Origin of the sequence: Phenylobacterium haematophilum (assembly GCF_014196295.1) — a bacterium.
GTDB lineage: Bacteria > Pseudomonadota > Alphaproteobacteria > Caulobacterales > Caulobacteraceae > Phenylobacterium > Phenylobacterium haematophilum.
Genome location: NZ_JACIDK010000001.1, coordinates 339,395 through 359,058 on the forward strand (window position 1 = coordinate 339,395; position 19,664 = coordinate 359,058).

General features: G+C 67.3%; 15 protein-coding genes, 1 tRNA gene and 1 pseudogene. 12 read left to right on the plus strand and 5 right to left on the minus strand.

The window, feature by feature from the left end; translation table 11 throughout:
- Nucleotides 1-45 precede the first annotated feature (45 nt).
- Nucleotides 46-1,602: an L-piperidine-6-carboxylate dehydrogenase gene (amaB, locus tag GGQ61_RS01805; RefSeq protein ID WP_183769664.1), complete on the minus strand. Its 1,557-nt coding sequence runs from the start codon at nucleotides 1,600-1,602 to the stop codon at nucleotides 46-48.
- A 206-nt stretch (nucleotides 1,603-1,808) separates the two neighbouring features.
- On the opposite strand from amaB, the gene GGQ61_RS01810 reads away from it, so the two are divergent.
- From GGQ61_RS01810 to GGQ61_RS01825, 4 genes are all read left to right on the plus strand, one after another.
- The gene (locus GGQ61_RS01810; protein ID WP_183769665.1) at nucleotides 1,809-2,288 is read left to right on the plus strand and encodes an Lrp/AsnC family transcriptional regulator; all 480 of its coding nucleotides are present in this window, start codon (nucleotides 1,809-1,811) and stop codon (nucleotides 2,286-2,288) included.
- Between the two features lie 176 nt (nucleotides 2,289-2,464).
- Complete coding sequence (locus GGQ61_RS01815) at nucleotides 2,465-3,523, plus strand: dipeptidase (RefSeq protein WP_183769666.1); 1,059 nt, start codon at nucleotides 2,465-2,467, stop codon at nucleotides 3,521-3,523.
- Between the two features lie 46 nt (nucleotides 3,524-3,569).
- Nucleotides 3,570-4,556: a tetratricopeptide repeat protein gene (locus GGQ61_RS01820; protein WP_183769667.1), complete on the plus strand. Its 987-nt coding sequence runs from the start codon at nucleotides 3,570-3,572 to the stop codon at nucleotides 4,554-4,556.
- Nucleotides 4,557-4,609: 53 nt separating this feature from the next.
- On the plus strand, nucleotides 4,610-7,417 hold the full coding sequence (locus GGQ61_RS01825; protein WP_183769668.1) for a TonB-dependent receptor plug domain-containing protein: 2,808 nt from the start codon (nucleotides 4,610-4,612) through the stop codon (nucleotides 7,415-7,417).
- Between the two features lie 310 nt (nucleotides 7,418-7,727).
- On the opposite strand, the gene GGQ61_RS22425 is transcribed toward GGQ61_RS01825, so the two are convergent.
- On the minus strand, nucleotides 7,728-7,853 hold the full coding sequence (locus tag GGQ61_RS22425; RefSeq protein ID WP_281372636.1) for a hypothetical protein: 126 nt from the start codon (nucleotides 7,851-7,853) through the stop codon (nucleotides 7,728-7,730).
- A 14-nt stretch (nucleotides 7,854-7,867) separates the two neighbouring features.
- On the opposite strand from GGQ61_RS22425, the pseudogene GGQ61_RS22095 reads away from it, so the two are divergent.
- From GGQ61_RS22095 to GGQ61_RS01840, 3 genes and pseudogenes are all read left to right on the plus strand, one after another.
- Nucleotides 7,868-8,119: pseudogene (locus GGQ61_RS22095) on the plus strand (family 4 glycosyl hydrolase); the annotation flags it as partial.
- 17 nt (nucleotides 8,120-8,136) lie between these two features.
- Entirely contained in the window at nucleotides 8,137-8,982 is an 846-nt protein-coding gene (locus tag GGQ61_RS01835; protein WP_183769670.1) for a ChbG/HpnK family deacetylase, read from the plus strand.
- Nucleotides 8,979-9,587 carry a TetR/AcrR family transcriptional regulator gene (locus GGQ61_RS01840; RefSeq protein WP_183769671.1) on the plus strand — a complete coding sequence of 203 codons (609 nt, stop codon included), beginning with the start codon at nucleotides 8,979-8,981 and terminating at the stop codon, nucleotides 9,585-9,587. Before GGQ61_RS01835 ends, GGQ61_RS01840 begins: the two co-directional genes overlap by 4 nt.
- Here the strand turns inward: GGQ61_RS01840 and GGQ61_RS01845 are convergent.
- Nucleotides 9,584-11,572 carry an OPT family oligopeptide transporter gene (locus GGQ61_RS01845; RefSeq protein ID WP_183769672.1) on the minus strand — a complete coding sequence of 663 codons (1,989 nt, stop codon included), beginning with the start codon at nucleotides 11,570-11,572 and terminating at the stop codon, nucleotides 9,584-9,586. The two genes, GGQ61_RS01840 and GGQ61_RS01845, sit on opposite strands and share 4 nt — an antisense overlap.
- Nucleotides 11,573-11,639: 67 nt before the next feature.
- Complete coding sequence (locus GGQ61_RS01850; RefSeq protein WP_183769673.1) at nucleotides 11,640-12,851, minus strand: acyl-CoA dehydrogenase family protein; 1,212 nt, start codon at nucleotides 12,849-12,851, stop codon at nucleotides 11,640-11,642.
- A 298-nt stretch (nucleotides 12,852-13,149) separates the two neighbouring features.
- Here GGQ61_RS01850 and GGQ61_RS01855 point away from each other — a divergent pair, with 298 nt between their 5' ends.
- Nucleotides 13,150-13,617: an acyltransferase family protein gene (locus GGQ61_RS01855; protein WP_183769674.1), complete on the plus strand. Its 468-nt coding sequence runs from the start codon at nucleotides 13,150-13,152 to the stop codon at nucleotides 13,615-13,617.
- A 15-nt stretch (nucleotides 13,618-13,632) separates the two neighbouring features.
- On the opposite strand, the gene GGQ61_RS01860 is transcribed toward GGQ61_RS01855, so the two are convergent.
- A tRNA-Cys gene (locus GGQ61_RS01860) sits at nucleotides 13,633-13,706 on the minus strand.
- Nucleotides 13,707-13,863: 157 nt separating this feature from the next.
- Here GGQ61_RS01860 and GGQ61_RS01865 point away from each other — a divergent pair.
- The 4 genes from GGQ61_RS01865 to GGQ61_RS01880 all read left to right on the plus strand — a co-directional run bounded on the left by GGQ61_RS01865 (nucleotide 13,864) and on the right by GGQ61_RS01880 (nucleotide 19,588).
- Entirely contained in the window at nucleotides 13,864-14,436 is a 573-nt protein-coding gene (locus GGQ61_RS01865) for a protein-L-isoaspartate O-methyltransferase family protein (protein WP_183769675.1), read from the plus strand.
- Nucleotides 14,437-14,610: 174 nt separating this feature from the next.
- Nucleotides 14,611-16,089: a TolC family outer membrane protein gene (locus GGQ61_RS01870; protein WP_246370417.1), complete on the plus strand. Its 1,479-nt coding sequence runs from the start codon at nucleotides 14,611-14,613 to the stop codon at nucleotides 16,087-16,089.
- Between the two features lie 135 nt (nucleotides 16,090-16,224).
- On the plus strand, nucleotides 16,225-16,764 hold the full coding sequence (locus tag GGQ61_RS01875) for a DUF2497 domain-containing protein (RefSeq protein WP_183769677.1): 540 nt from the start codon (nucleotides 16,225-16,227) through the stop codon (nucleotides 16,762-16,764).
- Between the two features lie 160 nt (nucleotides 16,765-16,924).
- Complete coding sequence (locus tag GGQ61_RS01880) at nucleotides 16,925-19,588, plus strand: valine--tRNA ligase (protein WP_183769678.1); 2,664 nt, start codon at nucleotides 16,925-16,927, stop codon at nucleotides 19,586-19,588.
- Nucleotides 19,589-19,664 lie beyond the last annotated feature (76 nt).

Genomic DNA, 19,664 nt, shown 5'->3' on the forward strand with positions numbered 1-19,664 from the left:
GCCGGAACATTCGTGAGTGCTCCTTAAGGGCTTCTACGGAACACCCTAGATCGGAAACTCGACCCCCTGAGCCAGCGGCAGGTCCGAGCCGTAGTTCACAGTCTGGGTCTGCCGGCGCATGTAGGCTTTCCAGGCGTCCGAACCGGATTCGCGGCCCCCGCCGGTTTCCTTCTCGCCGCCGAATGCGCCGCCGATCTCCGCGCCGGAGGTTCCGAGATTGACGTTGGCGATGCCGGTGTCGCTGCCCAGCGCCGAGGTGAACAGTTCGGCCTCGCGCAGGTCATTGGTGAAGATCGACGCCGACAGGCCCTGCGGAACGGCGTTGTTGCGCGCGATCGCGTCGGCCAGATCGGTATAGGGCAGGACGTAGAGGATTGGCGCGAAGGTCTCTGACATCACGTTGGCGTCCGCCGCGGCGTGCTCGACGATAGCCGGCTGTACGTAGAAGGCCTCAGGATGGAGATCGGCCAGCACCCGGTCGCCGCCGGTGACGCCTGCGCCATGGGCCTGCGCCTCGTCCAATGCGCTCAGCATGCCGTCGAAGGCGGCCTTGTCGATCAACGGTCCCACCAGCACCCCATCGTCGAACGGATCGCCGATGCGCAGCGAGCCATAGGCCCGCTTCAGCCGGTCGACGAACTCGGGGCGCACTGTTTCGTGAACGAACAGCCGCCGGGTGGTGGTGCAGCGCTGGCCTGCGGTGCCGGCGGCGCCGAACACGACCGCTCGCAGGGCGAGATCCAGGTTGGCGCTCGGGGCGACGATGACGGCGTTGTTGCCGCCCAGCTCCAGGATCGTCTTGCCGAAGCGCGCGGCCACACGCGGGGCCAACTCGCGGCCCATGCGGGTCGAGCCGGTGGCGCTGATCACCGCCAGGCGGCGATCGTCAGCCAAGGCTTCGCCGGCGGCGCGGGCCCCGATCACCACCTCCAGCAGGCCTTCCGGCGCCTCGGCGAAATCCCTGGCCGCCTGGGCGAACAGGCTTTGGCAGGCCAGCGCCGTCAGCGGGGTCTTTTCCGACGGCTTCCAGACCACGCTGTCGCCGCAGACGATGGCCAGGGCCGCGTTCCAGGCCCAGACCGCCACCGGGAAGTTGAAGGCGCTTATCACGCCGACCGGACCGGCCGGATGCCAGGTCTCGGCCATGCGGTGGCTGGGACGTTCGGAGGCGATGGTCAGGCCGTACAGTTGACGCGACAGGCCGACCGCAAAGTCGCAGATGTCGATCATCTCCTGGACTTCGCCCAGGCTCTCGCTCAGCACCTTGCCGCATTCAAGCGTCACGAGCTGAGCCAGGTCGCGCTTGGCCGCGCGCAGGGTCTCGCCGAAGCGGCGGATCAGTTCGCCGCGGCGCGGGGCCGGGACCTGGCGCCAGGCTTCGAAGGCGAGGGCCGAGCGGGCGATCTTGGCGTCGATCTCGGCCGCCGAATCGGACTTCAGGCGCGCCAGCACCGTCCCGTCGACCGGGCTGGCGACGGTCAGGTCGCCGCCCGGCTGCTCGCCGAGGAACGCCCGCAGAAACGCCGCACGGCCGGCTGGGCGCGAGATATCGACATTGGCGGGGAGGGGGGCGTAAAGGGCTTGCGACGCGCCGTTGGACATGAACTCGATGATCCGGGATGTGGCGCGAGCCGCGCCCTCTCTTGTCAGATTGCTTCTACATGCGGCGTACGGCTTTGCAAATTGCAAATTATTTGGCCAAATCGTCACGCGCGATGGATGGCGCTTTTCCGTGATGGAAATTGCGGACTAGAAAGGACTCGCGCGCGGACGCCGCGCATGAGGCACAGCAGGAACACGGCCCCTTGATGACGACTCTCTCCAAGCGCGAACAGGAGCTGCTGCAGCTTCTCCGCGAAGACGCGCGCAAGAGCGTGACCGATCTGGCCAAGGAGCTGGGGGTGAGTCGGCCCACTCTGCAGAACATGATGAAGAAGCTCGAGGAGGTGGCGATCAGCCGCTACACCGTCGAGCTGAAGCCCGCCTTCGCCAACGCGCCGATCCGCGCATACGTGCTGCTGAACCGCGAACCTCGGAAATCCAACGAGATTCTCGACGTCATCATGAAGTTCCCGACGGTGCGATATGTCTGCACCATCACCGGCGAGTTCGACGTCATCGTCGAACTGGAAGCCGGCCAATACGAAGATCTGGAAGCGATTCTCCACGGCATCGAACTGATCGACGGGGTGGTCCGCACCCAGACCTACATGGTGCTGTCAGAGAATTTTTCGCAGAAGGATCTGCCCTTCCTGCCCGCCAATTTGGTCGAGCCTGCCGGGCGGTAGCTTTCAGATTGGCAGTGCGATCCCTGCCAATCTTTACATTTCCGCATAACGGGCTTGCCAAAAGCGAAAGTCACCCTTCTAATATGTAAAGAAGGGCGGGGCGTTCAGCTTACAGATTGCCGTCGGCGCCGCCTTCGACGGGGCGCACTGCGCGTCCAGCACGGGGAGGGGGCTCCATGGCGACGCGACGGGGATTGCTGCAGGCTGCGCTGGCGGGCGCGGCATTCGCCTCCGCTCCGCGCGCCTTCGCCGCGGAGCCGGCGGTCGTCTTCGACGCCCTCGGCGAGATGCGCACCGTCTACACGCCGGAGTTGGTCGAGCAGATCTTGGCCAGCGGCACCCGCGCCATCGCGGTGACCGTCACCGACCCCAAGGTCGAGGCCGCCAAGTCACTGGCCCAGACCAACGCCGACATCGACCTTTATGATCGCTACTACGACGGGCTGCCGGCGCAGTTCATCCGCACGATCCGCGCCGCCGACGTCGACCGCGCCGCCGCCGAGCGCAAGATCGCCGTCTTCTACAACCTGCAGAACTCGACGCCCGTCGAGGCTGATCCCGGCCAGATCGCCGTGCTGCGCGCGCGCGGCGTCACCTCGATCCAGCTGACCTACAACGACCTCAACCGATCAGGCGCCGGTTGCTTCGTCGACGCCGATCCGGGCATCACGCCGTTCGGTCGCGAGATGGTCGCGCGGCTGGAGGCCGAGCGCGTTCTCGTGGATCTCTCGCACGCCGGCATGAAGACCATGGCCGGGGCGATCGAGACCTCGAAGCGGCCGCTTATCGTGTCCCACACCGCCTGCAAGGCGCTCTGGGATCATCGCCGCAACACCACCGACGCCAATATCCGCGCGGTCGCCGACAAGGGCGGTCTGGTCGGGATGACGCAGATCCGCACCTTCCTGACCCGCGAGAAGACCAATAACCGCCACATCTACTTCGACCACATCGATCATGCGGTGAAGGTGGCGGGCATCGACCACGTCTGCATCGGCAGCGACCGCGACCACCGTGTGATCCCCGATACGGCCGAGGAACTGCGCATCCTGCTGCACGAGGAAGGCTCGCAGATCTCGGCCGACGACTGGCCGCTGTACCTCGACGGCATGAACGGTCCGCACCGCATGGGCGTGGTGCGCGATGAGCTGCGCAAGCGCCGCTACAGCCAGGCGCAGATCGACAAGCTGATGGGAAACAACGTCCGCCGGCTCTACCGCGATGTGATCGGGTAGGCCGTCCCTTCGGACGCATGTGTGTGATTATTTTGGGAGATTTCCGATGAGTGGTTTCAGGTTCGCCCTGGCGGGCGCGGTGGCGGCGGTCGCCCTGGCCGGCGCCGGCGCGGCCAGCGCCCAGGCTGACAGCTATCAGGGCAAGGATCTGTTCGGAAACGCGCTCTACGCCAAGGGCCGCAATCCGGTGAACGTCGGCTCGGGCGACGATCTCCAGAAGGCCGCCGACGCGGCGAAGGTCGCCTACGAAGCCAACATGACGGTCGACAGCGCCACCTGGTACGCGCGCCTGCTCGGCTATCAGGGCCTGCCCAAGGACGCCATCGACGTCCTGACCGTCGCCCTGAAGAAGTACCCCGACGCGCCAAAGCTGCTGCGCCACCGCGCCCACCGCTATTTCAGCATCCGCGAGTTCGACAAGTCGATCGAGGATGGCCTGCGCGCCGCCAAGCTTTACGAGAACAAGCCGCTCGAGCGCGAGAAGCTCGGCCCGTTCCCGGCCAGCCCGGACGTGGTCCAGTTCTACACCTACTACCACCTGGGCCAGGCTTATTTCGCCAAGCATGACTTCGACAACGCCGCCAAGTGGTTCCGCCGCGCCGGCGAGATCGGCGAGGGCACGGGCGGTCCGCCCGACGTCACCGCCTCGCTGTACTGGGAGTACCTGTCCCTGGCCCGAGGCACCCGCTACGCCGAAGCCAAGCAGCTGCTGAAGAACTACGACGTCGACCTGTACGACCTGCGGGACAATCCCGAAGGCAACAACTACTTCGACGGCATCCAGCTGTTCAAGAAACTGCGCGACCCGCTCGACTTCTATTCCGAGCGCGACACCGGCAAGGCCTTCAGCAACTCCGACGGTATCAAGTCGTCCACCAGCTACAGCCTGGCCCAGTACTACATCCTCCGAGCCGAATACGACCTCGCCAAGCCGCACCTGCGCAAGGCGATGGAGATTTCGACCTGGTCGTTCTTCGCGCGGATCCAGGCCGAGTCGGACTGGGTGCTGCTGTTCGGCAACGAGAAGCCCTAAGGCCGCCAGCCGCCGGGGCGGCCACGACAAACAAAAAGACGGGGATTAGACAGATGCAGAATTACGGGCGTAGCGCCTTCTTGAAATGCGGCGTCGCCGCCATCGCCATTCTGGCGGCGGCTACGCCGGCCATGGCCCAGGACGCGGTCGAGGAGGTGGTGGTCACCGGCTCGCGGATCGCGCGCCAGGACCTGGTGAGCTCCAGCCCGGTCACCACGGTGTCGGGCGAGGACATCAAGGTGGTCGGTTCGGCGAGCGTCGAGGAGTACCTCAACACGCTGCCGCAACTCGTGGCCGGCGCGACCAAGTCGACCAACGTGACGGGGCAGGCGGACGCCACCGCCAACCTCAACCTGCGCGGCCTGGGCGCCAAGCGCACCCTGGTGCTGGTCAACGGCAAGCGGTTCATGGCCTCGAACCAGCAGGGCATCGTCGACGTCAACAACATCCCGGCCTCGCTGGTCGAGCGCGTTGAAGTCGTCACCGGCGGCGCCTCGGCCGTGTATGGCTCGGACGCCATGGCCGGCGTCGTGAACTTCATCCTCAAGGACAAGTTCGACGGCCTCCAGGTCGAAGGCCAGTACGGCCTCTCGGGCCAGGGCGACGCCCAGGACTGGTCGACCTCGCTGACGTTCGGCGCCTCGGGCGAGCGCGCCAGCGTCATGATGTACGTCAACTACGAGGACCGCGCGGCTCTGCGCGGCAACGAGCGTGAGCTGTCGCGCTACTCGACGATCGACTCCAACGGCGTCTTCGTGCGCAGCGGCACCGCGGGCCGGGTCGGCGGCACCCTGATCGGCATCCCGACCCCGAACGGTACGGGCGGCTTCACCAACCGCGACTATGCGCTGGACAATCTGATCCCGCGTCCGTTCATCGCCGCGACCGACACCAACTACGAGCTGCAACAGGACTACGCGATCCAGACGCCGCTGCAGCGGACCAACGTCTACGGCCGCGGGACCTACGACTTCACCGACACCATCCAGGGCTACCTGGAGTTCGGCTACAACAATGTGAAGTCCAGCGCGATCCTGGCCCGCACGGCGCCGAACATCCGCGAGACGACGAACGTCCCGGGCCTGCCGTACAACGCTTCGTTCGTCAGCCCGCAGATGGCTGCGCTGCTCGCCGCGCGCTCGAATCCGACCGCGCCGTTCGCGCTGCGCTTCGAAGCGCCTAGCCAGTTCCCGAAGCGCGAGATCGCCTTCGCCCGCGATCTCTACCGGGTGATCGGCGGCTTCGAGGGCAACCTCGGCGACTGGAAGTGGGACGCCAGCTACAGCTACAGCCACCTTGCGACCACCGAAGTTCAGAAGGGCGACATCTCGCGCCGGATGTTCGTCGAGGCCTCGACCCCCAGCGCCACCGATCCGACCAAGTGCGCCAGCGGCAACCCGCGCTGCGTCCTGGTGACGAACCTCACCGACTGGTCGCCGGCCCTGGTCAACTTCCTGCGGGTGGACAACCTGTCGACCACCGAGCTGACCGAGAAGATCCTGCAGGGCAACATCTCCGGCTCGCCGTTCTCGCTGCCGGCCGGTGAAGTGGGTCTGGCCTTCGGCGCCGAGCACCGCTCGGTGTCCAGCGCCGACAACCCCGCGCCGGTGCTGCTCGACTTCGCCTCGGCCGGCTTCGGCGAGCGCAACGCCACCGCCGGCGAGTACGACGTCACCGAATTCTATGGTGAGGCGATCGTGCCGCTGCTGGCCGACATGCCGGGCGTCGACTACCTCGGCCTGGAACTCGCCGCGCGCTACTCGGACTACTCGACGGCCGGGAAGGTCGAGACCTACAAGGCCGGCGGCGAATGGCGGATCAACAGCGACGTGCGTCTGCGCGCCCTGTATCAGCGCGCCGCCCGCGCCCCGAACATCGCTGAACTGTTCGGCGGGCTGGTCAACACCTACCCGGCGATGATCGACCCCTGCTCGCGCTCGGCCAATCCGAGCGGCCAGGTGGCCGCCCTCTGCATCGCGCAGGGCGTCCCAGCCTCGGCCATCGGTTCGTACCAGCAGAACGGCGCGGCGATCGAAGCTCGCCTGGTGTCCAACTCGAACCTGCAGGTTGAGACGTCGGACACCATCACGCTCGGCGCCGTCTGGACGCCCAGCTTCCTGCCGGGCTTCAACCTCACGCTCGACTACTTCGACATCAAGATCGATGACGCCATCGAACGTCTGGGCGGCGGTCCGCAAGGCACGCTGGCCTCGTGCTTCGCCAGCAACGACGTGAACAGCCCGTTCTGCCGCACGTTCACCCGCTCGCGCTCGACCTACGAGATCATCGACTGGGGCGTGCCGCTGGCCAACGTCGCCAGCCTGCAGACCTCGGGCCTCGATGTTGCGGCCAACTACGGCTGGACGATGGACAACTGGGGCATCGCCGGCGAACCGGCCCGCCTGCGCGCCTCGTTGTTCCTGACCTGGGTGGACAAAAACACCTTCCAGGCCAACGCCACCGCTCCGGTCGTCGATCGCGTCGGCACGGTCGGCGGCGACACCCCGGCGATCCCGGAATGGCGCTGGACCGGTCAGCTCAACTATTCGAGCAACGGCCTGGAAGTCTCCTGGCAGACCGAGTTCCTGTCGTCGGTGAAGGACCGCAAGTACGCCAACGCGATCCTGGCCGGCTCGGCCAATCCGAAGGCCGGCATCGCCGCCCCGGAAGTCGACGCCTACTTCTACCACAACGTCCGGGCGGCCTATTCCTTCGACCGCTACACGGTCTCCGGCGGCATCCGGAACCTGTTCGACAAGGAGGCCCCGCGGCTGTCCTCGCCGATCGAGGGCAACACCGATCCGAACACCTACGACGTGATCGGCCGCTACTTCTTCGTCGGCGTGCAGGCGAAGTTCTGACCCTGAGGACCATTGGAGCGCCGCCTTCGGGAGGCGCTTCAACTGGCGGCAGCCCCCCGGCCGCCCCTGGAGCGACCGGCGCACCCCACGCGCCGGTCGCTTTATTTTTGTCTGTTGCTAGAAATCCTAGTGATCGCTAGGAAAAGCCGAGCGATCACTAGAGAATGAGTGAATTGAGCCGGCGTCTTCTCATCCGGTTGGACAGCGGCGGCGCCAAGACGGCGGCCTTGCTCTGCGGTGAGACGGGGCGTGTGCTCGCCCGCGTCCGCGACATCGGGGCGCCCATCATCGGCTTGCCCGACCTGCGCTTCTACAAGGTCGTCGGCCGGGCGCTGGCGCGGCTGTGCGAGCAGGCGAAGGTGGCCTGGCCGACGTCGAGCAGGTCGCCATGGGCCTCAGCGGCGTCGACGATCCCGACGAGCAGGCCGAGCAGCACCGCCCGACAACGTCGCCATCGAGACGGTCTGTCATGTCGACGCCTCCGGAGCGCGAGCGCTGCCCGTGGGCGAGATCCCGCTGGCCTATCGCGGCCTCGTCCAGGCGGTGAAGGCCGACGAGTGCCTCACCGTCCAGGCGGCGGTGACGCGCAGCCGCGACGTGGCCGTGCAGGCGCTGCTGGCCCACCCGCTGGTCGGCGACATCGATATCGCCGCACCGATGCTCGATGAGATGCTCGCCGCGCACGATCTGAACTACAAATAACGTCCAGGGGGGGCGCCATGGAGCCTGCAAAGAGTCTGGTCGAGCGTCTCGGCTACGGCGCCGGCGAGCGGCTACTGATCATCAACTGCGACGACGTCGGCTCCAGCCACGCCGCCAATCTCGGCTGCTACGAGGCGATGACCCAGGGCGTCGCCACCAGCGGCACGCTGATGGTCCTCTGCGCCTGGGCGCGCGAGGCGGTGGACATGTTCGCCGATCTCGACCTTGGCGTGCACCTGACCCTGACCGCCGAGTATCCCGGCTATCGCTGGCGCTCGCTGACCGGGGGCCCCTCGCTGCACGACGCCGACGGCTTCCTGCCCTCGACCGCCGCCGCTGTGGTCGCCCGCGCCAACATCGACGAGGTCCGCGCGGAGTGCCGGGCCCAGATCGAGCAGGCGCTGGCCTGGGGCGTCGATGTCACCCACCTCGACTCCCACATGGGCGCCAACCAGATCGATCAGCGCTTCGTAGAGGTCTATGTCCAGCTGGCGCAGGAGTACGGCCTGCCGCTTCGCATGCTCGGCGCCAAGCTTGAGGCGCGTCTCGGCGTTTCCGGCCGCCAGCTGGCCAGCGCCGCCGGCGTCGTCTGCAATGACGAGTTCGTTTCCGAGTGGGGCCGCCCGACCGGCGAACTGTTGCAGGCGGCGCTGCCGCGGCTGGCGGCCGGGGTCGCGGAGGTCAACGTCCACCCGGTGCTCGATGGCCCCGAGCTGCGAGGCTATGACAAGAAGGAGCCGCTGATCCGCATCGACGACCATGTGGCGGTCATGGATCCGGCGACCCGACGCTTTCTCCAAGACCAAGGCTTCCGGATGATCAGCTTCCGTCCTCTGCGCGACCTGCAGCGGAGCGCGCCATGAGCGCCCCCGGAACCCGTCAGTCGCGCGGCCGGGCCCGCCGGGCGGCGGTGCTGGAGGCGGCGCGGCGGCTGTTCGCCAGCCAGGGCTTCAAGGGCTCCAGCCTGGCGGCGATCGCTCAGGAGGCCGGCATCACCGACGCCGGGCTGCTCTATCATTTCCCGACAAAGAACGACCTGCTGCTGGCGGTGGTCGCCGAGGGCGACCGCGAGCAGGACGAGGCGCTTGAGAAGGTCCGTGACGTCCAGGGTTTGCCGCTGCTCGAGCGCATGGCCGAGTTCGGCGCCGACCTCGAGGCCGATCCGATCCTGACGGCGCTGGACGTGACGCTGTCGGCCGAGAACCTCTCGGGCGGGTCAGAAATCAACGCCTACTTCGTCGGCCGTTACGACCGTTTCCGGGCGATGCTGGCCCAGGCCTTCGAGGAGGCGCGCCGCGCCGGCGACTTGGTCGGCGACTTCGATCCGGCGGTGGAAGCGGCGAACATGACCGCGGTGCTCGACGGCCTGCGCCTGCAGTGGCTGCTCAGCGACGGCGCGGTGTCGATGGCTGGCGGCATGCGCGCCTATGTGGGCGGCGTCATCGCTCGCCTGTCGCCCAAGGCTTAGGATTCCGGCGGCAGCTTGCGGGCCCGCGCTTCGGTCCAGAGATAGAGCCCCAGCACCGTCAGCGCGACGACGCCAGCGCCGAACCACATGGTCTGTTCGGGGAACGCTTCGGGCGCCACGGCGATGGGCGAGGGATTGTTGGTCGCCACGATCAGCCCGGCTAGCGCCACGTTGAACAGGCTTTCCCCGACGATGAAGCCTGAAGCCAGCAGCACGCCCAGCCGCTGGGCCGCGGCTCCATGCGGCTTGCGGCTCACCCAGCGGTCGTAGGTCCAACCGACCACGGCGCCCAGCACCACGGGTAGGGTCACGGCCGCCGGCAGGTAGATGGCGATGCCCACGCCCAGCGGCGGCAGGCTGTACTTCCCAGTCCGCCGCAGCAGCTCGTCGACGACGACGAGAACCACACCCAGCGCCACGCCGACGCCGATGTAGATCCACGGCAGGTCGCCTTGGATCACGCCCTTGGCCAGGGTTGAAATCAGCACCGCCTGCGGCGCGGCCAGCGGCTGGTCGGAAATGGCGTGCAGGTTCGGCGCGCCGGCGAAGCCGAAGGCCTTGTTGAGGATGTCGAGGATCGGCGGGATCACGCAGGCGCCGGCGACGACGCCGACGATCAGCGCCGCCTGCTGCTTCCAGGGCGTAGCGCCGACCAGCTGGCCGGTCTTCAGGTCCTGCAGGTTGTCATTGGCGATGGTCGCCACGTTCAGCAGAACTGCGGTCACGAACAGGGCGTAGGCGACCAGGGCGGCGTGCCCGGTCGGGCCCACGGTGTTCGCGGCCAACAGCACCAGCAGCAGCGAGGCGCCCAGCACCGAAAGGATGGCGAGACCCGAGACCGGGCTGTTGGACGAGCCGATCAGGCCGGCCATGTAGCCGCAGACCGCGGCCACCAGGAATCCGGCGATGACCACATAAAGCACCCCGCCGGCGATCAGCGGCCAGATCACGGTTTCCAGCGGGCCGGCGGTAAGAAAACTGTAGAGCAGCACGGCCAGCGGCGGCAGGCTGCCCAGGATCACCGCCCCGACGATCCAGATCGGCATGTCGCGTTCGGTCAGCGGCAGGTCCGCGCCCTTGCCGGCGGCGCGCAGGCCTGAGGCGCGGATCGCGCCTGCCAGGCCGATCCATACCGGGGCGGCCAGCTTGGCGAGCGTCCAGATCGCAGCCGCGCCGATCGCCCCGGCGCCGATGAAGCGCACGTTCGGGGCCCAGGCGGCCTGCGCGATCTCGGCCGCGGTTCCCGTCGCGGCCGGGTTCAGGTGGGTCATGATCGGCACCGCCACGCCCCAGGCGATGATCGTGCCGACCAGCATGGCGACGCCGACGGCGATCCCCATCAGGTGCCCGGCGCCGATCAGGGCCAGCTGCAGCCCGCCGGCCAGCCCGGTGGCGGTGGTGGGCGTGGGGCGGAACCAGACCGCGATCTCGCCGGCCAGGGCGCGCATGCCGACCGCGGCCGAGATGGCCGCCGAGCCCAGCGATCCGAACACCACGGCGGCCAGTCCGGCCTTGGCCTCGGCCCCGCCGGACGAGTCGCGTGAGCCCGATCCGACCTTCAGGACCTCCGCGGCCGCGCGGCCTTCGGGGTAGGGCAGGTCGGAATTGGTGACCAGGGCCCGGCGCAGGGGGATCGTGTACATCACCCCCAGGACCCCGCCGATCACGCAGATCCAGAACGAGGTCCAGAACGGAAAGCCTGTCCACCATCCGACCATCACCAGGCCGGGCAGCACGAAGATGATCGACGACAGCGTCCCGGCGGCCGATGCCACCGTCTGGACGATGTTGTTTTCCCAGATCGTCGAGGTCTTCAGACCCCGCAGAATCACCATCGAGATGACCGCCGCCGGGATCGACGAGGCGAAGGTCAGCCCGACCCGCAGGCCGAGATAGACGTTGGCGGCGGTGAAGACGACCGTGATCAGACACCCCAGGGCCAGGCCCCGGAGCGTCAGTTCGACCCGCTTGTCCCCGCTGGCCATGCCCAAATCCCCCGGTGCGCCGTGTTCGGATCAGTTGTGACCGAACACTTGCGCCCCCGCCAGGGGATCAGGCCGACTGGGTGTTGTCGGGCAGGCCGAGGATGCGCTTGGAGATGATGTTGTTCTGGATCTCGGCCGAGCCGCCATAGATCGACATCGCCTTGCCGCCCAGCCAGCTGCGAACCGTCTCGATCTCGTCCTTGCTGAAGGCCTCGCCCTCCCAGCCCAGGCCCTGGTGGCCCATGATCTCGACGGTCAGCTCGGCGCGGGTCTGGGCGACGTTGGTGGCCGAGTTCTTGAGCACCGAGGCGGCGTTGGTCGCGCCCGAGGCGCCCTTCGATTCGGCCGCCGCGCGGGCCAGGGTCAGGCGGTGGATCTGGGCGTCCATCAGGTGCTGGGTCAGCCGCGTGCGCAGGTCGGTGTCGGCGATGCGCCCGTTGACGTCCAGTTCCAGATAGCGCTTGGCGATCTCCGGCATCGGGGTCGCGCGTGGGCCGTTGGCCGCCCCGGTCTGGCTGGCGCGTTCGTGCTGCAGCAGCCGCTTGCCGACCGTCCAGCCGACGTTGAGCTCGCCCAGCACGGCGTCCTTCTCGGCGCGGGCGTCGTTGAAGAATGTCTCGCAGAAGGGCGAGGCGCCTGCGATCAGCGCGATCGGCCGCGTCTCGATGGCGTCCTGCTGCATGTCGATCAGCATGAAGGTGATGCCGTCATGCTTCTTGGCCTTGGAGTCGGTGCGCACCAGGGCGCCGCACCACTGCGAATACTGCGCGCCGGAGGTCCAGGTCTTCTGGCCCGTGATCACCCAGTGATCGCCGGCGTCGGTCGCCTTGGTCTGCAGCGAGGCGAGGTCCGACCCGGCGTTGGGCTCGGAATAGCCGACGCACCAGCGGATCTCCCCGCGCACGATCGGCGGGATGTGCTTGCGCTTCTGCTCTTCGGTTCCGTAGTCGAGGATGGTGGGGCCGACCATGGTCACGCCCATGCCGAAGGTCAGCGGGTTGAACGCGCCGATCTTGGCCATCTCCTGCTGCAGCACGCGCGCCTGCTGGCCGCTGAGACCGCCGCCGCCGTACTCGGTCGGCCAGGTCGGGGTGCCCCAACCCTTTTCGCCGATGCGCTTCATCCACAGCAGGACGTCGCCCTCGGGCTTCTCGCCTTCCATCAGCGCAGAGGCGATGCCGGGCTTGCCGCGCAGCGAGGCGGGGAAATTCTCCTCCAGCCAGGCGCGGGCCTCGGTGCGGAATTCCTCGAGCCCCAGCTCGCTTCCGAAATCAGCCATGTTCATTTCTCCGCTCGTTGCGGACAAACTATTGGCTGGCGCAGGCGCGGCAAGGCGCCCGTCGCGTAACCCTGCCCACAATTCTTCGCCGTCCAGCCGACGGGGCGCAGAAGCGTGCACGAAAAGCAATTGGATACGCTGCGAGCGTTCGCGGTCGCAGCGGTCTTTTACGCTCACTTCGCTGACGAGAGCGGCTGGGTCGGTGTTCTTGGCGTTCGCGTCTTCTTTGTTGTCTGCGGATTCCTGATCACCCGCATCCTGATTCAGGCTCCGCCGGAAGTCGGCGGGGGGGGGGCAGGTGCTGGCGGCTCTCTATGCGCGGCGCTTTCTGCGAATTCTGCCGATCTACTTTGTCACGCTCGGCCTTATGGCGCTGGCCTTCTGGGACGAGGTGCGGCCTTCGCTCGCCTGGCACGCGCTGTTCGGATCGGACTTCTGGTTCGCCTTACACGATGACTGGAGCCCCTGGCTCCTCGCGTATCTGTGGTCGCTGGGCCGCATCAGTTATGGGCTCTACCTTTTCCACATGCCGGTGTTCGCGCTGGTGATGGCCCTGGTGAACCGCGGACTGGCGCCCCACAGAATTATTGAGGCCGGTCTCATGCGGCTGGGCGTGGTCGGCGGGCTGACGATTCTGGCGGCGAGCGCGTCCTGGGTTCTGTTCGAGCGGCCGATCAACGACTTGAAGCGGCACTTCCGCTACCGCGCCGACACCCCGCGCCGCAACCGGTTTCACATCCGCGCCCTGCGGTCGGAATCAACGTGAAGGTCGAGGGAAATTTGGAGGCCTGACCGAGAATCGAACTCGGGTTCACGGATTTGCAGTCCGCTGCGTCACCACTCCGCCATCAGGCCGCCGCCGGCCGGAGCCGGGGAGGGCGGATCGCTAACAGAACGGGCCGCTCCCTGCAATCCTCTCTCGCCTCTCTCATGGGCCGATTGCCTTCACGTCAGCCCCGGACCTATAAGCGCGCCAAAGTTTCTTATTCCGCGTCTGCCCCGTCGAGGATTCATGGCCGCCGATTTCGCCGCCGCCCGGCTCAACATGGTCGAGAGCCAAGTTCGCACCAACGACGTCACCGACGTGCGGCTGCACGACGCGATGCGCGCGATTCCCCGGGAGTCGCTCATCCCGGCGGACAAGGGGTTCCAGGCCTATGCCGACGTGGACGTCGAGTATGCGCCGGGCCGCTACCTGCTGCGCCCGCGCGAGGTGTCCAAGCTGCTGCAGGCGGCCAAGCCGCTTGAGGGGGAGCGGGTCCTGGCGATCGCCGCGCCCTACGCCGCGGCGGTTCTCGAGGCGATCGGCCTCGACGTGACCCGTTTCGACGCTGAGGAACTGAAGGCCGTTCCCGGCGGCGACTACGATCTCATCGTAGTGGAGGGCGCTGTCACCCACGCGCCTCAGACTTGGCTCGACGCCCTGGCCCCTCATGGCCGTTTGCTGGTGATCGAACGGAACGGACCTACCGGCCAAGCTGTTTACTATGTCCGCGCCGAAGACGGCGTCGGCCGCCGTACGCTGTTCGACGCCATGGCGCCTGTTCTACCGGGCTTCGAGCCGAAGGCGGGGTTTGCGTTCTAGGTCGAGGCGATCCTCGCGTGCAGATGGCGCACGTGAAACATGGCCGAAACCTTGGGGTGAAAAAAGCTTAAGGTCGCGCCCACTAGTCCGGCGCTGAATAGCCGGTCATATAGGATCCGGTCTCACTACGCCGTTTCGGGGATAACCATGTTCAATAGTCGTCGCGGAGGTTTGTTGGCCGCGGTCTACAGCGCAGGACTTGCGCTTGCGATCGCCGCGCCCGCGTCCGCCGAAACCTTGGCCGAGGCTATCGCGCTCGCGTACGAATCGAACCCGACCCTCCAGGCGCAGCGCGCCACGCAGCGCGCGCTCGACGAGAACTGGGTGCAGGCGCGCACCGGTTATCGCCCGCAGGCGTCGGTCAGCGGCACGGTCGCCTGGGCCGATATCCGCACCCCAGGGCAGGGCGACTACATCGACACCAACGGCGATGGGATCCGCGACACGCTCGTGGCCGGTCGCCGCGACGACAATAGCGCCAGCGCCACACTGCAACTGAGCCAGCCGCTTTACACCGGCGGCCGTGTCGCCGCCGCGGTCAACGCCGCCGAGGCCGACATCCTGGCCGGCCGCGAGCAACTGCGCCGCACTGAGGCCTCGGTGATGCAATCGGTCATCCAGGCCTACGCCGACACCCGCCGCGATCAGGAAGGCCTGCGCATCCGCGAGGAGAACGTCCGCGTCCTCCAGCGCCAGCTCGACGAATCCAAGGCGCGCTTCGAGGTCGGGGAAATCACCCGCACCGACGTCGCCCAGTCCGAAGCGCGTCTCGCCGCCGCCGAGGCGCAGCTGTCCCAGGCCCAGGCCCAACTCGCTTCGAGCCGCGCGGTCTACGCCTCGGTCGTCGGTCAGAACCCGGGCGACCTGGCCCCCGAGCCGCCGATCTCGGCCCTGCTGCCGGCCGACGTGGCCCAGGCCTACGAGGCCGCCGAGGTCAACAACCCGCAGATCCGTCAGGCCCAGTACACCGAGCAGGGCAGCCGTGCGCGCCTTGCCGCGGCCCGCGCCGAGCGCATGCCCAACCTCGGGCTCACCGGCTCGGTCGGCTACAGCGGCACCGCCGATCCCTGGCAGGGGGAAGACTCTTCTCGGGCCGTCCGCGCCGGGGCGACTCTCACCGTGCCGTTGTTCACCGGCGGCCTGGTGTCTTCGCGCGTCCGCGCGTCGATGGAGCGCAACAACGCCGACCGCATCAACGTCGAGGTGGCGCGTCGCTCGGTCATGCAGAGCCTGACCCAGGCCTGGAACCAGCACCTGGCCAGCAAGGCCAGCATCAGCTCGACCGATCAGCAGGTGAAGGCGGCGCGAATCGCCGCCGAAGGCACCAAACAGGAGCAGCAGGTCGGACTGCGCACCACCCTCGACGTGCTGAACGCCGAGCAGGAACTGCGCAACGCTGAACTCTCGCAGGTCAGCGCCCGGCGCGACGAGTTCGTCGCCAGCTCGCTGGTCCTGGCCCAGATGGGCCAGCTCGAAGGTCCGATGCTGGAGCCCAGCATCACCCGCTATGACCCGAGCGCCAATTTCCGCAGCAACCGGATCACCTGGGGCTGGGTGCCCTGGGAAGAGCCGATCGCGGTGATCGACGGCGCGTTCACGCCCAAGACCGTCGAGAAGCCGACGGCCGCCGCCCCGCCCGCCGCACCGAAATAGGGTTAAAGTTTTTGGTGCACGGTTTCGCCTGTGAGGCGATTAGGCGCTTGCGCGTTCTGGCGGAAATTGCAGGATCACACCGTCGCGCCAAGCTTGGCGTGACGGATTCTCTTTCGCACCACCGGCGGCCCTGAAATGTCTGAACAGACCTCGCAAGAACCGACGATGGAGGAGATCCTGGCCTCCATCCGACGCATCATCTCCGAAGATGACGCGCCGGCGGACGCCGCGGCTCCTGAGCCGGAGCCCGAACCGGAACCCGTCGCGGCGGCCGCTCCGGTGTTCGAACCGGAGCCCGAGCCCGCTGTCGAGGAAGACGACGGCGTGCTGGAGCTGACCGAAAAGGTCGAGTCGCTGGGCGATCTCGACGTCTACACTCCGTCGGTCAGCGAAGAACCTGAGATCCCGGCGTACGAACCGCCGCCGCCGGCGCCCGCTCCGACGGTCGAGATCGGCGACGGCCTGGTCGGCGCGGTCGCGGCCAGCGCGGCGGCCTCCGCCTTCGGTCAGCTGTCACGCTCGATCCAGATGCCGGCCGAAGGCCGCACCCTGGAAGACGTGGTCCGCGAACTGCTTCGTCCGCTGCTCAAGCAGTGGCTCGATGAGAACCTGCCGGGCATCGTCCAACAGACCGTCGACAAGGAAGTCGAGCGGATCGCCCGCGGCGTACGCTAGGCGAACACAAGCACCGCTCGCCCGGTCCGCCTGGGCGCCAAGCCGGGTCTGCATTTTCGTCTTCGCGAGTCCGCTTGGATCCCCGCTGGCGCGGGGATGAGCGGATTTCCATGTCATCGCGCTTCCACGCCGATGTTCGAAAATGTATGCAGCCCCCCAAATGCTTGAAAAGAATTTCGACCCCAAGACCGCCGAACAGCGCCTCTACGACATGTGGGAGGGCTCCGGCGCGTTCGCGCCCAGCGCCGATCCGGCCGCCGAGCCGTTCTCGATCGTCATCCCGCCGCCGAACGTCACCGGCTCGCTGCACATCGGCCACGCGCTGAACAACACGCTGCAGGACGTGCTGATCCGGTTTGAGCGGATGCGCGGCAAGGCCGCCCTGTGGCTGCCCGGCACCGACCACGCCGGCATCGCCACGCAGATGGTCGTCGAGCGCCAGTTGGCCGCCGCCGGTAACATCGGCCGCCGCGACATGGGCCGCGACGAGTTCATCGCCAAGGTCTGGGAATGGAAGGCGCAGAGCGGCGGAACCATCACCAACCAGTTGCGCCGCCTGGGCGCCTCCTGCGACTGGAGCCGTGAGCGATTCACCCTCGACGACGGCCTGTCGGCCGCGGTCCGCAAGGTCTTCGTCACCCTGCACAAGCAGGGCCTGATCTACCGCGACAAGCGGCTGGTGAACTGGGACCCGCACTTCCAGACCGCGATCTCGGACATCGAGGTCGAGCAGAAGGAAGTCGACGGCGCCTTCTACCACTTCGCCTATCCGCTTGAGGACGGCTCGGGCGAGATCGTCGTGGCCACCACGCGGCCCGAGACCATGCTCGGCGACACAGCCGTAGCGGTCCACCCGAGCGACGAGCGCTACCAGGGCCTGATCGGGCGCGCCGTCCGCCTGCCGATCGTGAACCGGCCGGTGCCGATCATCGCCGACGAATACGCCGATCCCGAAAAGGGCTCTGGCGCGGTGAAGATCACTCCGGCTCACGATTTCAACGACTATCAGGTCGGCAAGCGCAACAATCTGCCGATGATCAACATCTTCACCGAAGATGCGAAGATCAACGAGAACGCCCCGGCCGAGTACCAGGGCCTCGACCGTTTTGCGGCACGCAAGAAGGTCGTCGCCGCCTTCGAGGAACTGGGCCTGCTGCGCGAGATCGAGAAGACACGCCACGCGGTCCCGCACGGCGACCGCTCGGGCGTGGTCATCGAGCCCTACCTGACCGACCAGTGGTACGTTGACGCCAAGGTCTTGGCCCAGCCGGCGATCAAGGCCGTGGAAGAAGGCCGCACGGTCTTCGAACCGCGCCACTGGGAGAAGACCTACTTCGAGTGGATGCGAAACATCGAGCCGTGGTGCATCTCGCGTCAGCTCTGGTGGGGACACCGCATCCCGGCCTGGTACGGCCCGGACGGCAAGATCTTCGTCGCCGAGAGCGAAGAGGGGGCCAAGGCCGCCGCCCGCGAGCACTACGGTCACGACGAGCCGTTGCGCCAGGACGACGATGTCCTCGACACCTGGTTCTCGTCGGGGCTGTGGCCGTTCTCGACGATGGGCTGGCCTGAGAAGACCAGCGACCTGGAACGGTTCTATCCGACCAGCACCCTGGTCACCGGCTTCGACATCATCTTCTTCTGGGTCGCCCGGATGATGATGATGGGCATCCACTTCATGGGTGAGGTGCCCTTCGACCGCGTCTTCATCAACGCCCTGGTTCGCGACGCCGAGGGCAAGAAGATGTCCAAGTCCAAGGGCAACGTCATGGACCCGCTGGAGCTGGTCGACGACTACGGCGCCGACGCCCTGCGCTTCACCCTGACCGCCATGTCCGGCCAGGCGCGCGACATCAAGCTCTCGCGCCAACGCATCGAAGGCTACCGCAACTTCGGCACCAAGCTCTGGAACGCAGCCCGCTTCGCCCAGGTGAACGGCTGCGCGCGGGCCGAAGGCTTCGACCCCGCCAATGTGAAGGGCGTGCTGAACCGCTGGATCGTCGGTGAGACCGTCCGCACCGCCCATGCCGTGACCAGGTCGCTGGAAGGCTGCAGCTTCGACGGCGCGGCCAACGGACTCTATCGCTTCATCTGGAACACCTTCTGCGACTGGTACGTCGAGCTCTCGAAGCCGCTGCTCAACGGAACTGACGAGGCGCTGAAGGCCGAAACCCAGGCGACCGCCGCCTGGGCGCTCGACGTCATCCTGAAGCTGCTGCACCCGGTCATGCCATTCCTCACCGAGGAGCTGTGGGCCCAGACCGCCGACCTCGGCGCCGCGCGCGGCGAGGGGATGCTGATCACCGCCCGCTGGCCGCAGCTGGCCGACACGCTGATCGATCCGGACGCCGACGCCGAGATCGGTTTGATCGTCGCCGCCGTCAGCGAGGGACGCTCGGTGAAGGCCGAACTCAACGTGCCGCATTCGGCCCGTCCGCCGCTGCTGGTGATCGACGCCACCGACGCTCAGCGCGGGGTGTTCAAGGCCAACGCTGCGGTCATCGCCCAGACCCTGCGCGTGGCCGAGGTCAGCTTCGTCGACCAGGCCCCGCAGGGCGCCATTCCCTTCGTGGTCAACGGCGCGACCCTGGCCCTGCCGGTGGCCGAGTTCATCGACCTGACCGCCGAGCGGGCGCGTCTGGCGAAAGAGATCGCCGGTCACGCCTCCGACATCGCCCACGTGATGAAGAAGCTCGGTAACCCGGCCTTCGTCGCAAACGCGAAGGAAGAGGTGGTCGAGGAGAATCGCGAGCGTCTGGCGGAGTCCGAGGCCGCCAAGACCAAGCTCGAGCACGCGCTCAGCCTGCTTGAGGCCGTGGTCTAGCCACCCGCGTTACGCCGCTTCGTCGATGATTGGTCGACGGAGCGGTGTTCGTCCAGCTTTGGTGCGATTACCTGCC

Bases quoted from the DNA above. Each gene is read 5' to 3' on its own strand.
- GGQ61_RS01825 (WP_183769668.1), top strand. From the start codon at position 4,610: ATGCAGAATTACGGGCGTAGCGCCTTCTTGAAATGCGGCGTCGCCGCC.
- GGQ61_RS01820 (WP_183769667.1), top strand. From the start codon at position 3,570: ATGAGTGGTTTCAGGTTCGCCCTGGCGGGCGCGGTGGCGGCGGTCGCC.
- GGQ61_RS01880 (WP_183769678.1), top strand. From the start codon at position 16,925: ATGCTTGAAAAGAATTTCGACCCCAAGACCGCCGAACAGCGCCTCTAC.
- GGQ61_RS01845 (WP_183769672.1), bottom strand. From the start codon at position 11,572: ATGGCCAGCGGGGACAAGCGGGTCGAACTGACGCTCCGGGGCCTGGCC.
- GGQ61_RS01875 (WP_183769677.1), top strand. From the start codon at position 16,225: ATGTCTGAACAGACCTCGCAAGAACCGACGATGGAGGAGATCCTGGCC.
- GGQ61_RS01865 (WP_183769675.1), top strand. From the start codon at position 13,864: ATGGCCGCCGATTTCGCCGCCGCCCGGCTCAACATGGTCGAGAGCCAA.
- GGQ61_RS01840 (WP_183769671.1), top strand. From the start codon at position 8,979: ATGAGCGCCCCCGGAACCCGTCAGTCGCGCGGCCGGGCCCGCCGGGCG.
- GGQ61_RS01815 (WP_183769666.1), top strand. From the start codon at position 2,465: ATGGCGACGCGACGGGGATTGCTGCAGGCTGCGCTGGCGGGCGCGGCA.
- GGQ61_RS01835 (WP_183769670.1), top strand. From the start codon at position 8,137: ATGGAGCCTGCAAAGAGTCTGGTCGAGCGTCTCGGCTACGGCGCCGGC.
- GGQ61_RS01850 (WP_183769673.1), bottom strand. From the start codon at position 12,851: ATGGCTGATTTCGGAAGCGAGCTGGGGCTCGAGGAATTCCGCACCGAG.
- GGQ61_RS01810 (WP_183769665.1), top strand. From the start codon at position 1,809: ATGACGACTCTCTCCAAGCGCGAACAGGAGCTGCTGCAGCTTCTCCGC.
- amaB (WP_183769664.1), bottom strand. From the start codon at position 1,602: ATGTCCAACGGCGCGTCGCAAGCCCTTTACGCCCCCCTCCCCGCCAAT.